The organism is Gordonia sp. 852002-50816_SCH5313054-c, from assembly GCF_001665925.1.
Classification (GTDB): Bacteria; Actinomycetota; Actinomycetes; order Mycobacteriales; family Mycobacteriaceae; genus Gordonia; species Gordonia jacobaea.
Window position 1 is genome coordinate 71,402 of record NZ_LZTE01000025.1, and the last position, 16,378, is coordinate 87,779.

Annotated in this window: 14 protein-coding genes; 9 read left to right on the plus strand and 5 right to left on the minus strand. The window is 65.2% G+C overall.

Annotated features, from left to right (window positions below):
- Positions 1-82 precede the first annotated feature (82 nt).
- Together A5788_RS03210 and A5788_RS03215 are read right to left on the minus strand one after the other, a co-directional pair.
- The gene (locus A5788_RS03210) at positions 83-1,789 is read right to left on the minus strand and encodes an HNH endonuclease signature motif containing protein (protein ID WP_231894227.1); all 1,707 of its coding nucleotides are present in this window, start codon (positions 1,787-1,789) and stop codon (positions 83-85) included.
- Between the two features lie 52 nt (positions 1,790-1,841).
- Complete coding sequence (locus A5788_RS03215; protein WP_064864700.1) at positions 1,842-2,390, minus strand: TetR/AcrR family transcriptional regulator; 549 nt, start codon at positions 2,388-2,390, stop codon at positions 1,842-1,844.
- 36 nt (positions 2,391-2,426) lie between these two features.
- Here A5788_RS03215 and A5788_RS03220 point away from each other — a divergent pair, with 36 nt between their 5' ends.
- The 4 genes from A5788_RS03220 (at position 2,427) to A5788_RS03235 (ending at position 5,559) form a co-directional block, all read left to right on the plus strand.
- On the plus strand, positions 2,427-3,122 hold the full coding sequence (locus A5788_RS03220) for a lysophospholipid acyltransferase family protein (protein WP_049700299.1): 696 nt from the start codon (positions 2,427-2,429) through the stop codon (positions 3,120-3,122).
- Positions 3,123-3,421: 299 nt separating this feature from the next.
- Complete coding sequence (locus A5788_RS03225) at positions 3,422-4,660, plus strand: glutaminase (RefSeq protein WP_049700179.1); 1,239 nt, start codon at positions 3,422-3,424, stop codon at positions 4,658-4,660.
- 59 nt (positions 4,661-4,719) lie between these two features.
- Entirely contained in the window at positions 4,720-5,076 is a 357-nt protein-coding gene (locus A5788_RS03230; protein WP_053117514.1) for a helix-turn-helix transcriptional regulator, read from the plus strand.
- A gap of 66 nt (positions 5,077-5,142) precedes the next feature.
- The gene (locus A5788_RS03235) at positions 5,143-5,559 is read left to right on the plus strand and encodes a VOC family protein (protein ID WP_049700177.1); all 417 of its coding nucleotides are present in this window, start codon (positions 5,143-5,145) and stop codon (positions 5,557-5,559) included.
- A gap of 27 nt (positions 5,560-5,586) precedes the next feature.
- On the opposite strand, the gene A5788_RS03240 is transcribed toward A5788_RS03235, so the two are convergent.
- From A5788_RS03240 to A5788_RS03250, 3 genes are all read right to left on the minus strand, one after another.
- Positions 5,587-6,348, minus strand: a complete 762-nt coding sequence (locus tag A5788_RS03240; RefSeq protein WP_005208185.1) for a decaprenylphospho-beta-D-erythro-pentofuranosid-2-ulose 2-reductase — start codon at positions 6,346-6,348, stop codon at positions 5,587-5,589.
- 99 nt (positions 6,349-6,447) lie between these two features.
- Complete coding sequence (locus tag A5788_RS03245) at positions 6,448-7,893, minus strand: FAD-binding oxidoreductase (RefSeq protein WP_049700176.1); 1,446 nt, start codon at positions 7,891-7,893, stop codon at positions 6,448-6,450.
- Positions 7,894-7,938: 45 nt separating this feature from the next.
- Positions 7,939-9,609, minus strand: coding sequence for a phytoene desaturase family protein (locus tag A5788_RS03250; RefSeq protein WP_049700175.1), 1,671 nt, complete (start codon positions 9,607-9,609; stop codon positions 7,939-7,941).
- Positions 9,610-9,776: 167 nt separating this feature from the next.
- Between A5788_RS03250 and A5788_RS03255 the strand changes: the two genes are divergently transcribed.
- From A5788_RS03255 to A5788_RS03275, 5 genes are all read left to right on the plus strand, one after another.
- A complete protein-coding gene (locus A5788_RS03255; protein WP_049700298.1) occupies positions 9,777-10,607 on the plus strand; it encodes an aldo/keto reductase in 831 nt (276 codons plus the stop codon).
- A gap of 35 nt (positions 10,608-10,642) precedes the next feature.
- Positions 10,643-11,149, plus strand: coding sequence for a GtrA family protein (locus A5788_RS03260; protein WP_082938009.1), 507 nt, complete (start codon positions 10,643-10,645; stop codon positions 11,147-11,149).
- 2 nt (positions 11,150-11,151) lie between these two features.
- Entirely contained in the window at positions 11,152-12,579 is a 1,428-nt protein-coding gene (locus A5788_RS03265) for a phytoene desaturase family protein (protein WP_049700174.1), read from the plus strand.
- Between the two features lie 248 nt (positions 12,580-12,827).
- Entirely contained in the window at positions 12,828-14,732 is a 1,905-nt protein-coding gene (locus tag A5788_RS03270) for a glycosyltransferase (RefSeq protein ID WP_049700173.1), read from the plus strand.
- Positions 14,719-16,275: a glycosyltransferase family 39 protein gene (locus A5788_RS03275; RefSeq protein WP_082938008.1), complete on the plus strand. Its 1,557-nt coding sequence runs from the start codon at positions 14,719-14,721 to the stop codon at positions 16,273-16,275. Before A5788_RS03270 ends, A5788_RS03275 begins: the two co-directional genes overlap by 14 nt.
- The last annotated feature ends 103 nt before the right edge of the window (positions 16,276-16,378 follow it).

The window sequence follows — 16,378 nt, forward strand, 5'->3', positions numbered from 1 at the left end:
CTGACCCACGCCGGACGCCGCAGCTCGACGGCGCGCGGCCCCCGAGACCGTGTCTGGGGGCTGGCGCTCGCGCGGGCGTGGGTCAGAAGGGCGGGTCGCCGGTGTTGGGGTCGTTGGCGAGCCGCCAGGCGCGGGTGTCGGCGCGGTGTTGTCCGATGCGCGCGCTATGAGCGGAGGCGAGCCGTCCGGGGATGCGTCGGTCTGGGCGATCGGGTTCGTCGAGGTCGGGGAAGAGGTCGCGACCGTTGTACGCGTTGCCGACGAAGTGGTAGCCGCCCGGGGACCGGAAGATGGCGCGGCCCATGGGTGTCTGATGGTCGCGCCAGCCGACGGCGAAGGTTTTGTGGCGGTGGTGGAAGCGGCACAAGGGGCGCAGGTTGGTGCGCTCGGTGAGTCCGCCGGCTTTCGGATTGCCGTGGTTGAACGGCTTGGCATGGTCGACGTCGGCGGTGGCAACTTTGTTGGTGCAGCCGGGGAAAGTGCAGCAGAGTTCGCCTGCCTTGACCAGGACTCGCAGTTTCTCGGGGATGGGATAGCGGTAGGCGGCTTTGTTGTTGGGGGTGACGCGGTTGGGATGGATGTAGTTCCGGGTGGCGTCGGCGAGTAGTCGGCGGGCGGTGTCGGCGTCGATGAGCCCATGGCCGTCGAGGAACGCGGGGTTGTTGTCGTGGCCGAGCAGAGTCGAGAGGTTGACCACGATGTGGAACATCGGCCGGGGTGCGAGGGCGGTGGAGCTCTGAGTTGCTGCGACCGGGTTCGTGACGGTTGTGGTTGCGGGGTTCTGCTTGTCGTCGACGTTGTCGCTGCGCGGAGTATCGGACACGGTGGCGCAGTCGGGGCAGGTGCAGGGGAGGGTCTGGTGGCCCTGCGCGAGGGCGGTGAGTGCGTCGGCGCGTTGTTGGGTGTGCGTGCGGGGGTCGTCGGGGTGGATGTCGGCGATCATCGCTTCGAGCCGGGTATCGAGGATCGCTGCCGCGGTGGCAGGGATTTGGCCGTCGATTCTGGACTGACCGGGCTCGTCGCGGTGGGGGCGGATGCGGAGGTAGCGGCGGCTGGTGGCGGTATCGCGGCGGCGGGCGGCGCCGTCGGGATCGACGCGTTCGACGGTGGCGTCGATCATGGTGCGAAACCTGGTCATGGACATGGGTTCTCGTGCGCTGATTGCTGCGGCGAGTGCGGTATCGACCGCGGTGAGATGCGCGTCGTCGACGTTGTCGGTGCGGGCAACGACTTCGTGGAAGCGGGGTAGGTCGATACGGCCGGTTGCCAACAGTTCTGCGGTTCGGGGTATGCGGTAGCGCAGGGCTGCGCCGGTCTCGATCATCTTCTTGGCTTGGCCGGGTGTGAGGCAGAGGGTGGCGCCGAGCTCGGCGATGGCTGTGGTCAGGCCATCGGGGCCGAAGCGGGCCAGCGGGTTCTGGTTGTTCTGCGTCAGGAGCGCGGCGAGTTGTTCGGGGTCGGTACAGCCGTCGGGGACGGCGTGTTCGCCGGTTCCGATTTCAGCGTCGATGCGCTGGAGGTATTCGGCCTCGCGTTCTTCGTACAGCAGGATTGCGGCTTGCAGCATGCGATAGTCGGCGCACGCCTTGATCGCGTTGGTGTGGAAAAGCACCTCGACGAGTTCACGTGAGTAGAGGCGTTCGTCGTCGGCGAGCTGTGTCAGCTGTGTCTCGACGTCGGAGGTCGGTGCGTCAACTGCTGGCGTATGCGCATGACTGTTGGCCGCGGGCACGACGGGTGATTCGTCGGGTGTCAGCGGGCCGGTGCCGTCGGGGTTCTCCGATGCCATAGTCAGAACATACATTCGAGGTCTGACAATTCTGTCCGACCAGGTGAAAGCGTTAGCAGCCGGTGTTTCGGACGGTGTGACGAATCATCTCGACGACGTTCGATCCCGGTATGGTCAGTTCGAGGGCGCCCGTTGACGACAGGACCGCTATCCCGTGTAGCGCGACCCACAGTGAGGCTGCGACTCTTTCGGGATCTGTTGTCCGACCGCTCTCCCGAATGACGGACACCAGCCACTCGTACAGCGGGCGCGACGCGTTTCGAAGCTCAGCGCCCGACCCCTCGAGTAGGTCGTGACGGAAGATGAGCGTGAACATCGCAGGTCTGCGTTGCGCGAAGTCGACGTAGGCGAGTCCGATCTCCACGAGGTCGTGGTCGGATGCCAGGTCTGCAGTTTTGAGTGCTTCAGCTAGATCGTGCAGGCCCACTTCGGCGATTCCTGCAAGCAGGCTCCGGTGCGTCGGAAACCAGCGTCGGGGCGCTCCGTGAGACACGCCGGCGCGCCTCGCGATCGCCCGCAATCCGACGTCGGCAGAGCCTGTCTCCTCCAACAATTCGATGCCCGCATGTACGAGTGCGGATCTGGTGTCTTCGACGGTCACGTAGACAGTGTCTCCTATCTCGTGTAGGCACTGTCTATGCGCTTGTGGACTGCACTTGTTTATCGCGTGTGCCGACATCTTGTGATCGGGCCAATGCTGTACGTCTTCGGGCGGCCGAAGGTCATGGGCCGCGAGCACATCCCACGATGCGGGCCGGTGATCTTGGCGGCCAACCACCTCGCCGTGCTGGACTCGTTCTATCTGACACTCGCTGCGAGGCGACATGTGACGTTTCTGGCGAAGCGCGAATACTTCGATAAGCCAGGGCTTTTCGGCCGGACGCAACGATGGTTCTTTGCGGCAATGGGGCAGATCGGCGTCGACCGGCGAGGGGGTAGCGCGTCGTCGGCGTCGCTGCGAGCCGCGACGACGATCCTCGCGCACGGAGGGGCGTGGGGCATTCATCCCGAGGGCACACGCTCGCCGGACGGTCGGCTCTATAGAGGCCGAACCGGTGCTGTTCGAGTCGCAATGGACACGGGCGCACCACTGATACCAGTCGCGATCACGGGAACGAGACCGGGATCTGCGGTGCGCTGGTGGCAGCAGCGGGTCTCTATTCACATTCTCGAGCCACTGGAACTCGATCCGTATCGCGTCGAAGGAGCGGCTGGCATCAGGGCGGCGACTGACGAGTTGATGCGCAGGATCTCGACGCAGACCGGGCAGTCATGCGTCAATAGGTATGCGCGAGAGTGGAAGTCGCATGTGGAAGAGTCTGACGCAGCGTGATGGTTGTCCGCGTGCGCGGCTCGCGCGGTCGAGTTGTCGGCCCCGGGTTCTGCAGTCTGCAGCGCTGCGTCAGGTTGGCGTGGTGCTAGACGGCTTGGCGATCTGTATGACGTAGACGCCGGAAATGGGTGCCTATTGTCATACGGATCTGCAGCGCTGCGGCGGGTCGGCGTGGTGCTCGACCGCCCAGCGATCCGTATGACGTTTACCCCCAAAATCGGGGCCGACTGTCATACGGATCAGCCGCGGCGCGGTCGTCGGTACCGTGGACAGCAAAGCGCAAGGAGGCGTCTACCTGTATGCAGTCACCCGTCCGCGATTATCTGACCGAGGTCCTCGATTCGCTCGATGCCGAGCGCGGCGGAGCCGTCGCCGACTACATCCCGGACCTGGCCGAGGCCAACCCCGATCTGTTCGCGATCGCAGTCACCACCGTCGACGGCCGAACGTACTGCGTCGGCGACGACGAGGTCGAGTTCTCCATCCAGTCGATCTCCAAGCCGCTCGCCTACGCGGCAGCTCTGGCCGACCGCGGATTCGACACTGTGCTGGAGAAGGTGGGCGTCGAACCGTCGGGCGAGGCGTTCAACGAGCTCTCACTCGAGAGCGGTACCTGCCGGCCGCGCAACCCGATGATCAACGCCGGCGCGATCACCACCCACGGGCTGCTCGTCGACGACGATGCCGACGTCGAGTCGCGCGTCGAGCGGGCGCGCAGCTTCTTCTCCACGCTGGCCGGACGCGAACTGACCGTCGATCAAGCGCTACACAAGTCCGAGATGGACTCGGCCGACCGCAATCTTGCGATCGCGCACATGCTGCGCAACTACGGAATCGTCGACGACGCGCCGCACGACATCGTCGACGGATACATCCAACAATGCTCAATCATGGTGACCGCCAAGGATCTTGCTGTGATCGGAGCGTGCTTTGCCAACGGCGGCGTGCACCCCGTCACCGGCGAGCGGGTGATGAGTCGACGGATCGCGCGTCAGGTGATGTCGGTGATGGCAGGCTGCGGCATGTACGACGGCGCGGGCGAGTGGTTGACCACCGTCGGTATTCCGGCGAAAAGCGGTGTGGCGGGCGGACTTCTGGGAACGCTGCCCGGCCAATGCGGCATCGCGGTCTTCTCGCCGCGGCTTGACGAACACGGCAACAGCACGCGCGGCGTGTTGACGTTCCGCCGGCTGTCGACCGACATGAACATGCACATGGTCGACGCCGAGCCCTACGGAACCACCGTGCTGCGCGACGTCCGAACCTCCGACGATTCGACGACCTTCGAACTACAGGGAGTCATCCAGTTCAGCGGCGCGGAGTACGTCCTCGACAATCTGGCTGCCGACGAAACAGGCACCCCGACTGTGGTTTTCGACGTCAGTCAGGTCAGCCACTTCGCCGACGTCGGGCGTCGGATGATCTTGGAGGGCATGCGTCGTGTCCGCGAGGACGGGCGCCGCGTCGTATTGATTGATCCCGACGACACTCTGCCCGATCCCGATCTGGGCGACGGAAGCTATCCGGACAGATCATGACTGGTGATGCGCGGCAGGCACGCGCGCGGACGAACCACACCGAGGACACGAATCGGCGAATGCTGCGCGCGCGTGATGCGATGGATTGCCGGTTCGCTGAACCCCTGGACCTTGCTGCGCTGGCGGCGATTGCGCACGTGTCGGAGTCGCACTTCAGCCGCGTGTTCAAGGCGACCTTCGGCGAAACGCCGCACCGCTACCTCCAACGACGACGGATTGAGCGAGCGTCGTCAATGCTGCGCGAGACGCAGCTGTCGATCAGCGACATCAGCACCGCAGTCGGGTTCAGCAGTTTCGCGACCTTCACCAGGACCTTCGGGCAGATCATGGGCGAGACACCCACCGCGCATCGCCGTCACGCCGGGGACCACGGTGCGCCGATCTGCGCGGTCAAGGCGCTACGTCGGCCGGCGTGAGCATCTGTCACGAACAGAGCAGTTTTGGACAAGTGAGACCGGGGCAGCGTCGGTAGCGTTCCCGCCATGCCCAACACGATCATCCTGTCCCAGATCTACGTACTCGACCACGATGAAGCCCTCGACTTCTACGTCGGCAACCTCGGCTTCGAGGTGCACTCCGATGTCGACATGGGTTTCATGCGATGGCTCACCATCAATCTGCCGTCCGACCCCGACCGCCAACTCATGTTGGAGATCCCCGGGCCGCCGTCTTTGAGCCCGGAGACCGCAGCCCAGGTCCGCGACCTATTGACGAAAGGTGCTGGCGGTGGCTGGTTTTCGATGTCAACCGATGATGCCTATGCGACCGCAGACGCACTTCTGGCCAAGGGTGTCGACTTCACCGATGAACCGACCGATCGTGACTACGGCATCGATTTCGGTATCCGCGATCCGTTCGGCAACCGAATCCGCATCGGACAGATGAAGTCTCGCCCCTGAGTGTCGCGAGCGTGACTTCGGGTGCGTCTAGACCGGCAGCTTGCGGAAGACCTTGCGCGGGATGTGGCGCAGCACGGTCATGATGAACCGGAAAGTGCCAGGCACCCAGACGATTTCCTTGTTGTCGTCGACGGCCTTGATGACGGCCTTGGCGACGACGTCCTTGTTGACGGTGAGCGGCGCTTCCTTGACGTTTGCCGACAGTCGGGTCCGCACCTGGCCGGGACGCACGACGAGAACGTGCACGCCGTCGTCGGCCAGCGCCTCGCCGAGGCCGAGGTAGAAGCCGTCGAGACCTGCCTTCGACGACCCGTACACAAAGTTGCTGCGTCGAACACGCTCGCCCGCAACCGAACTCATCGCGACGATCTGCGCACGACCCTGATGCTTCATCTTGTCGCCGAGCAGCACGCCAACGCTGACCGCGGCGGTGTAGTTGATGGTCACCTCGGTGACGGCCTTGCGCTGGTCCTGCCAGACCTCTTCGTCGTCGAACTGCACACCGGCCGCGACGATCGCGAGGTCGACATCGCCTCCGGCAAAAGCCTTCTCGATGGTCTCGGGGTGCGTCTCGGGCTTCGTCGCGTCGTAGTCGATGAGCTCGACCGACGTCGCACCCGCCTTGCGCATGGTGTCGGCCGCGGCGTCGGCCGTCGGATCACCGGGCACGACGGCGAGAATGACGCGGGCGGGTCCACGAACGAGGAACTCGCTGGCAATGGCGAGTCCGATCTCGGAACTGCCACCGAGGATCAGGATCGACTGCGGCGAATCGACGGCGTTGAACATTGGTTGGTGTCTCCTCGGGTGTTGGGAAGTAGATGGTGGTCTGAACGGGCAACCGAATTCGGCCGCAACGCAATTCAGTACAGGCGAGCCGAGTTCACGTCAGTTGAGCTCAAGTCGTCGGCCCATGTCGGACAGGAACACGCCGGTCGGATCGATCTCGCGACGCTTGGCGATCCACTTGTCGATCTCCGGGTACATCTTGTGGAAGTGCTCGGCAGACGTGCGCGAATCCTTTGCGGTGTACAGCCTTCCGCCGATCTCCATGACCCGACGGTCCATGTCGTTTAGAAACTCTGCGAGCCCTGCGCGCAGCGGGAAGTCGAGGCAGACGTTCCACCCCTCGAACGGGAACGACAGCGGCGCTTTGGGATTGCCCTTGCCGAACAGCTTGATCACGTTGAGGAAGCTGATGTGACCCGACGCCTGGATGTCGGTGATGATCTTCTTGAACTCGTCCTCGTTGCCCTTGGGAACGATGAACTGGTACTGCGTGAATCCGCCGCCCTTGCCGTACGCGACGGGGCGCCCGTAGGCGTTGTTCCAGTTCCCGATCAGATCGAGCGGGTGATAGAACTGCGGCAGACTCTCGATGACGTCGCGCTTGTTCGATCCGGCCCGGTAGTAGAGCTCGCCGATGAGTCCGAAGTCGAATTTGTTGTCGAGTCCACGCGGGAAGATGTTCGGCAGCGTGATCAGCGGCTTCGGGTTGAACTTGAGCGGATCCTTCTTGAGCTTGTCCGGCAGTTCGTCAAACGTTGCCAGGTTGCCGCGGCTGAACGAACCGCGACCGAGCTTCGGGGCGGCGCTCATCGTGTCGAACCAGCCGGACGCGTACTCGTAGCCGTCCTCGTAGTTGTCCTCGAGGTGCAGCGCGATGGTCTCGTCGAGGTTGTTGGTGGTGAAGGTGTCTGCCTTGAAGTAGGCCGTCTCGGTGCGCTTGAGCTTGATCTTCACCCGCAGCACGATGCCCGTGAGGCCGATACCCGCCACCGTGCACCAGAACAGCGAGCCGTCGGGGTCGTCGGGCGAGCCGTCGGGAGTCAGGGTGAGAATCCGACCGTCTGCAACAAGCAGTTGCATCTCGGTGACGTGATCGCCGAACGCGCCGGTCGCGTGGTGGTTCTTGCCGTGGATGTCGTGCGCGATTGCGCCACCGATCGTGACCTGTCGCGTACCGGGCATCACCGGCACCCAGAAGCCGCGGGGCACGACGACCTTCATCAGGTGGTCGATCGAGAGGCCTGCGTCGACGTCGACGATGCCGGTCTCTTCGTCGAGCGAATAGATCCTGGTCAGCGGCGTCATGTCGACGGTCAGGCCACCGGAATTCTGCGCCGACTCGTTGTACGAGCGGCCAAGTCCACGGGCGATGACCCCACGCTTGAGGTAGTCCGGTTTGTCCGCGTTGTCGTCGGCGACCCGAGCCACCGCATCGGCGATGACCTCGGGGTATGGCGTCGACAGGACATGCCCGGTGATCGGGGTGGTACGTGACCATCCGGCCAGCGTGCGCGTGGTGATCGGCAGGAGCTCTTCAGTAGACATCGTTAGGGATCTTACCGCGACGGCAGATACGCCCGACGCAGCTTGTCAGCCTTCGAGCACCAACGCCGCCGCGTTGTGTCCGGGTATGCCACTGACACCACCGCCACGACGCGCCGCCGCACCAGCAAGCAACATGCGGGGGTGCCGCGTCTCGACACCCCATTGCCCGACGGCGTCCCGGTCTGGCGCCCACGGCCACTGCAGGCTCCGATGGAAGATGTTGCCGCCGGGCAGCCCGAGTGCGGCCTCGAGATCCTGCGGCGTCTTGGCCTCGAGACATGGATTGCCGTGGGCGTCGGTGCAGATCACAGACTGAATGGGTTCTGCAAGAACAGAATTCAACGAGTCCAGAGTGGCTTCGACGGCCCTGCTGGTTGCCGACGGCGCGTCGAAAACCGCCGGAGGCATCTGGAGTCCGAAGAGCGTCAGCGTGTGGCATCCGGCGAGCTCTGGTCCGAGAATTGACCTGTCGGACAGTGTGTGACAGTAGATTTCACACGGCGGGACGCTCGGGACCTTGTCGATGCTCGCCTGCTGCCACGCCGCATGCAGTTGGCCGTATGACTCGTTGATGTGGAACGTCCCGGAGAACGCCGCGTCGGGGAGCACTGATCCATCACGTAGCGCCGGCAACCGATTGAGCAGCATGTTGATCTTCAATTGTGCTCCGGCGGTGTCGGATTCGACGTCGAGCGGAACATCGAGGCAGTCGTTGATCGACTGCGGCGCACACGCGACGTAGAGCATCGAGGCGCGGAGGGTGGTCTCGACTCGGCTGCTCGCTGCGCTCGCGGCCGGCTCGACCAGCGGGGAGGAGCGGCTCGCGGCCGGATCGGCCGGCTCGACCAGCGGGGACGGGCTGCTCGCGGCCTGCGCGGAGCGCGCGTACTCGACAGTGCCATCGGCCGGGTCGATGCCCGTGATCCGCGCGCCGGTCACGATGCGTGCGCCCGCGGCGACGGCGGCCTCGTAGAGTGCGCCCGACACGGCGCCCATCCCGCCGACCGGGACGTCCCAGTCGCCGGTGCCGCCACCGATCAGGTGGTAGAGGAAGCAGATGTTCTGGCGCAGTCGGGCGTCGTGGAGGTCGGCAAAGGTGCCGATCAGCGCGTCGGTGGCGACGACACCGCGCACCACGTCGTCGGCAAAGTAGCGCTCGATGAGTTCGCCGAGTGGACGTTCGGTGAGCATCTCCCAGAGTTCGGCGAGTGAGGTGTCGAGGCCGGCAGGACGCGTCGCGCCTGCTACCAGGTCTCGCAGTTCCTCGCGGCTGCGCAGCGGTTCGATCAGCGTCGGGAAGACGCGACGTGCGATTTCACCCATCCGGCCGTAAAACCATTGCCACGACGCGAACTCCGTGTCGTCGCCGGTGATGCGTCGAAACGATTCGGCGGTCGCAGACTCGTCTGCGTTGTCGACGAGCAGGCCACGAGTGGGGTCGGTGGGCATGGGCGTGTACGACGAGTAGCGGCGTCGAATCAGCGAAATGTCCAGGTCCAGGTCGGTGATGATCTCGCGCGGCAGCAACGACACCAGATACGAGTAACGCGAAAGATGTGCGGGCACACCGGGAAACGGCGTCGCGGAGACGGTGGCACCGCCGACGTGGTCTGCACGCTCGAGCACCAGCACTCGACGTCCCGCACGCGCGAGGTACGCGGCAGCCGTCAGTCCGTTGTGACCCGCGCCGATGATGATGTCGTCGAAGCGTTCCATGCATCGAGCATGACCACCGTCGTGACGTGTTGTCGAGGGTCGAGGTACCCGACCGGTCGCTACGCGGTGTCGGGTCGGGCACTTCGGATACGTCATGGTCACGATGCGTCAACGACGGGGGTTGTTCACCGGGCACGATCGGTCGTCGCGACCATATCCTTGTGGACGTGGACATCCCCTCGGTCGAACTCTCGTCTGGATTCCGGTTACCTCTCGTCGGCCTCGGAACCTACGACATGCTCGGCATGCCCTGCGTCGATGCCGTGTCCGACGCACTCCGGTCCGGATATCGCCTGCTCGACACCGCGTCGAGGTACTCCAACGAACTCAGCGTCGGGATGGGGTTGCGTGAATCGGGCGTCGCGCGCGACGAGGTCGCCGTGCAGACCAAACTCGGCGGTGGCGACCAGGGATTCGACGAGGCGATCAACGCGGCCAAGGAGAGCGCTCGACGGCTCGGTGTCGCGCACATCGACATCTACCTGATTCATTGGCCTTGCCCGAGCCTCGGTCGAACCGTCGACTCCTGGAAGGCGCTGCTGACCCTCGCGGACGAGGGGTTCATCACCGTGCCAGGTGTGTCGAACTTCAAGGCGCATCAACTGCAGATGCTCTACGACGAAACGGGCGTCTGGCCGCAGGTCAACCAGATCCAGTGCTCACCTGCACTCGCACGAGATGAGTTGCGCGAGTTCATGTCCGAGCGTGGAATCGTCGCGCAGGCGTGGCACCCGACGGGCCGCAAGGAAGGCATGCTCGGCGACGCCGTGATCATCAGACTCGCACGCAAGTACGGCAAGTCGCCGACGCAGATCGCGCTGCGCTGGTCGGTGCAGCAGGGCATCTCGGTGGTACCCAAGTCGTCGCATCGCGGTCGGCAACTCGAGAACGCCGACCTCTTCGACTTCTCCTTCGACGCCGCCGACCTGGCAGAACTGGCAACGCTCGACCGTGGCGAGAAGGCGGCCCGCGACTCAGACGTCGAAGAGGAGTTCTGAAACAGAGCCTGCCGGGCACCGTCTAGGGTGGCAGGGTGCAAGACGCAACCTCCGACGACGGGCACGACCACAAGTCGCGGCACGAAGACTTCAAGACGCGCCACGCGCCGACGCCGATCGAACTACCCGTCGACGATGCGGAGGCCTCGACCGACGTTTCGCTGAAGACCCAGATACTTCGGTTCGTCATCAGCGGCGTGATCTCCGGCATCCTCGACTTCGGGCTGACCACGATCCTGCAGTTCGGTTTCGGGTTGCCGCCCGTGGTGTCGAAGGCCGTCGGCTTCATCTGCGGCACCACCTGTGCGTACATCATCAACCGTCGCTGGACATTCCGCGCATCGCCGAGTGCGGCTCGGTTCATCGCGGTCGCACTGCTCTACTGCTGCACGTTCTTCGTCAACGTCGGCATCTACACCTGGCTGGCGCACGTCTGGGAGCACACGTTCCTCAACAGCCTCATTGCCTATGTGATCGCGCAGGGCACGGCGACGGTCATCAACTTCGTGGTGCAGCGCACCGTCATCTTCCGAGTCACATAGTCATGCCGACCGCGGTTGTCGTCGGCGCAGGCCCGAACGGGTTGTCGGCAGCGGTCCGACTCGCGCAGGCGGGGCTCGACGTCACGGTCCTCGAGGGTGCAGACACGATAGGCGGCGGCACGCGGTCGGGTCCGTTCGACGACGAGTTTCCCGAGGTCATCGTCGACCATTGCTCTGCGTTCCATCCGCTGGGGACGTCGTCGCCCTATCTGCGCACCCTGCCCCTCGCCGAGCACGGACTGCGCTGGTCCTGGCCCGACATCGACTGTGCGCACCCGCGCGACGACGGCAGCGCTGCACTTCTGTTCCGCGACATCGAGCGCACCGCCGCCGGTTTCGCCGCCGCGGGATTCCCCGGGGCGGGCGACCGATGGATCGGGCTGCTCGGCAAGGTCTCGACGCACTTCCCCGAGGTCGCCGACGACGTGCTATCGCCGATGCTGGCGCTGCCGCAGCACCCGCTGCTGCTGGCGCGTTTCGGGTTGCCCGCGCTGATGCCTGCGACGGCCCTTGCCCGCTTCCTCGGTCCGCATGCGGGCGCTCTGTTCACCGGCATGGCCGCGCACGGTTTCACCCGCCTCGACCTTCCGGGAAGCTCTGCTGCCGGACTTATGCTGACCGCAGCGGGCCACCACGGTGGCTGGCCGGTCGCGGTCGGCGGGTCGTCGGCGATCACGACCGCGCTCGCCGGACTGCTGCGCTCGCTCGGCGGCACTATTGAGACCGGACACACCGTCTCCGACGTTGCGCAGATCCCCGCCGACATCGTGATCCTCGACGTCATGCCGGGCTCAGCCGCCGACATCCTCGGTGCGCGCCAGCCCGCACGCGTCGCTCGGTCGTATCGGCGATGGCGGCGCGGCCCGGCGGCGTTCAAGGTCGACTACGTGATCGACGACGAGGTCGGCTGGACGGCGCGTGACTGCGCTCGCGCGGGCACCGTGCACCTCGGCGGCGAGGCGTCGGACATCGCGAAGGCCGAAGTCGACGTCGTCGCGGGACGGATGCCTCGTCGTCCGTTCACCCTCGTCGGGCAGCAGTGGGTCGCCGACGAGAGTCGAGCGTCGGGGAGTCTCAAGCCGCTGTGGGCCTATGCCCATGTGCCGCAGGGATATTCGGGCGACGCGACCGAGTATGTGACCTCACAGATCGAGCGCTTCGCTCCGGGCTTCCGCAACAGGATCGTCGCGGTCCGTGCGACGACGCCTGCCGAACTGGAACGGTCGAATCCGAACTATCCCGGCGGCGACATCGGCGGCGGACGCAACGACCTCGTGCACCTCGTCGCCCGACCACGCCTCACGCCGTCGCCGTACTCGACGGGAGCCGACGGCGTGTACCTGTGCTCGGCCGCGACGCCACCCGGTGGTGGAGCGCATGGAATGTGCGGCTTCGGTGCCGCCCAGGCCGCGCTGGCCGGGCTCCGCTGAGGACGTGACGGTAGCTGTCGGTCGCACGAACGACATGTAACGCGTGTGTCCGAGGGCCCGACAGAACTGATACGCGAGTTCGGTCGCGATGGTCAGCCCGATTCGACCGAATGCGTTGCGACGGCGCCGACTTGTGCAGCAGTGGTGTTCAGGTGTCAGTGACAGGGTGTTCACAGGCCTTGGGTTACTGTGGCCGTCGGGGCCGACACGTGTGGCGCGAGAGCCCCCGAAGAGATGAATGGGATGCAATGTCGACAGCAGCACAGCCGACCACGACCGATACCCCGCACACGGACCCGTCTGATTTGCGCGAGATGACCAATTCTCCTTCGGGCCGCCTGCTCGTCCAGCGCACGCTGTTCACCGGTCCGGATACCCGGATCGAGCCGGGGATGTACGCCGACACCGACCTCTCCAGGGTGCGACTCGATCGCCGCAGAGCTCATCTCGGACCCGGGGCGCGACTGTCGGCGAACACCTACTTCGGACGTTTTCCCGCAGCCTTCTGGCAGAGCTACACCCGCGTGCGGTCCGTCCGCCTCGAGTTCGACCACGACTGCGCACCCGGCACGACGCTGCGGATCGACATCCGTGCCTCCGACATCAGCGGTCGCGAACGTCCGGTGCAGACCGCGGAGGTCTCCGGACAGGGCCATGTGAGCTTCGACCTCGACGTCAAGCGATTCATCGACGGTGGAGCCCTCTGGTTCGAGTTGACCGCCATCGACGGGCCGGCAAGCATCTCCGGTGTCGAGTGGAGCGTGGACTCTCGGGTCCGTGACCGGCCCGTGTCTGTCGTCATGTGCACGCACAACCGTCCGGCCGACGCGGTGGCGACAGTGTTGGCGCTCGCATCCGATCCCGTCGTGCTCGAGAGGGTCGCCGCCGTGTACGTCGTCGACCAGGGCACCGACCGTGTCGCCGACCAGGCGCGGTTCAGCGAGGTCACCGCGGTACTCGGCGACCGTCTGCACTACATCACTCAGCCCAACCTCGGCGGCGCGGGAGGATTCAACCGCGGTATCCACGAGGTCACCAAGGGCGGCAGCCACGACACCGACATCGTCGTGATGGACGACGACATCACGTGCGAACCCGAGTCCATCCTCCGGCTGACCTCCTTTGCCAACAGCACGGCGCGACCGATGCTCGTCGGTTCGCAGATGTTGCTGGCGTCGGAGACCTACCGGGTGCACATGACCGGCGAGTGGGAAGCGCTCGACGAGCTCAAGGCCGGACGTCCCGGTGCGTACGGCAAGCAGGGACTGAACGCGCTCGAGAAGCAACAGGACGCGCGCACCGACGCCGGATGGAACGGTTGGTGGTCGTGCCTGCTCCCGGTCGAGGCTGTCTATGCGGCTGGACTCTCGCTGCCGCTGTTCTTCCAGTGGGACGACATCGAGTTCGGTATTCGCGCGCGCCGCAACGGTTTTCCGACGGTCACGCTGCCCAACGCGGGCGTCTGGCACGCCGACTTCCACCTCAAGGACTACGACGACTGGTCGCGCTACTTCAGTTGGCGTAACGCGCTCATCGTCGCGGCGATCCACGGGCCGTACGACCCGAAGCACCTCGCGACCGTCATCGCCAAGGAGGTCGGCGCGCACATCGTCTCCATGCGCTACGGCCTCGCCGCGACTTTCCTTCTGGCCGTTCGTGATTTCCTGCGCGGACCGTCGATCCTCGACGACGGCGGAATGTCGAAGCTGTCCGAGTTGAAGGAACTGCGTGCGCAGTATCCGGACACGGTCATCCGCGACAGCGCCGACGTGTTCGTCGACGCCGATCCCAACACGAGGATCTCACGCCGCGGACCGCTGCCGGACGAAGACAAAGAGACTCGCGTGCTGGTCAAACGTGCTGTGCAGCAATGGCTCGGCCGGGTATCGCCAGCACCCGTCTCCATTTCTGCCGACGACGGACGGTGGTGGCACGTAGGGCTCTTCTCGTCGGCCATCGTCACCGATTCGTCGCAGACGGGTGTACGAGTCAGGCGGCGCGACAAGCAGATCGCGGTCCGGCTCGGACGAGAACTCGCACAGTTGTGCCTCGAACTGCGTCGTGACGGACTCGACGTCGCCGACGGGTGGCGACAGGCAATGCCCGAACTGACGAGTCGCGAGAACTGGACGAGATTGTTTGACGGCGACTGAACGACTCCGCTCCGCCCGACCCGCACTGGTGGTCGGGATCTTTGGAGTGGTGTTGTGCGCGTACGGTTCCTGGCGTCCGTCGCTCTGGTACGACGAGGCCGCGACGGTGTCTGCGGTGCACCGTCCACTGTCGGCGATGTGGGATCTGCTCGCTCAGATCGATGCCGTGCACGCGCTCTACTACCTGTGCATGCATGTGTGGACCAAGGTGTTCGGGCTGTCGGAGTTCTCGCTGAGGTTCCCGTCCGCATTGGCGGTCGGTGTCGCAGCAGGCCTGCTCGTCGTTCTCGGTACCCGACTGTGGGACACACGTTTTGGCGTGATCGCCGGCCTGGTGCTCCTGTGTCTGCCGCGCACGACCTGGGCGGGCTCTGAGGCCCGATCCTATGCCGGCACAATCGCTTTCGGGATCGCCATGACGCTGGTCCTGCTTATCGCGCTCGACGTCGACGACGGTGCCTCTCGGCGACGACGCTGGGGGTGGTGGGCGGCATACGTCGCGGTCTCTGTCGTCGGTGTGGTGTGGTTCTTCTTCACCATCATGCTGCTCTCCGTGCACCTGCTGATCGTGCTGATGAAGGGTCGGGGGCGAGATAGGTCGCGATTACGCTGGACGGTAGGCGCTTTCGTCATCTCCGCGATTATCGTGTGCGCACTTGTCGCGCCATTCGCGCGCGTCTTCGTCTCGCAACGGGCGCAGATCTCGTGGGTCGAGCAGATGTCGCCACGGACGCTCGGCAACTATGCACGATTCGAGTTCTTCGACGGCGCAACCATTTTCCTCATCGTCGGCGCTGTCGTCGTGGTGGCAGGACTCGCCGCCGCTGCTGTCCTCGGTGCCCGCGGGCGATGGTCGACCCTGGTCATCGGACTGCTGTGGGTCTTCGTGCCCGCGGCACTGGTGTTCGTGTTCTCGTGGTTGGTCGACGCCGTCTACACACCCCGCTACCTGATCTTCACAGCCGGTGGGCTGGCGCTGATCCTGGCGTGGGCGGTGTGTCAGATCGCTCGCGACCGTGTGTGGGTGGCAGCGCTTCTCGTCGTGGTTCTGGCCGCGGCCGCAACGCCGACGTACCTCGCCGACCGCAGCGCGTACGGCCGACTCGGCGGCACCGACTTCTCCGAGGCCGCCGACTTCATCGGCTCGAACGCACATTCCGGCGACTGCGTCGCGTTCTCCACCGCGCCGACGTGGAGCCCGGTCTCGCAGCGAGTCGTCCTGCGCGCCAAGCCCGACGACTTCGTGGGACTGCGCGACGTCGGCCCCTCGGTCGACGCGATCCACGGGGACGTGCTCTGGGACGGCGACAAACCCGTCGCCGTCTATCGACGGTTCGCCGAGCAGTGCCAGGTGATGTGGGTGATCACCGACAAGGACCGCGACCACGGCTACGTCGCCTACCCCGGCGCCATCGGCTACTGGGTGTTCTCACCCAGCCACTTCACCTCGACGCCGCTCTACCAACAACTTTCGGCCGCCGGACTGCACGTCGTGCGCCAGGTTCCCTTCAACAACACGCAGGTCGTCGAGATGCGCCGCTGACGTCGAGCGTGTCGACTGGGCGCTTGAGCGCGTCGACTGGGCGCCTCATCCCGTCGAGTGGGCGCTCCAGCGCGTCGACCGTGCGTCACGTCGTGCCGACTGG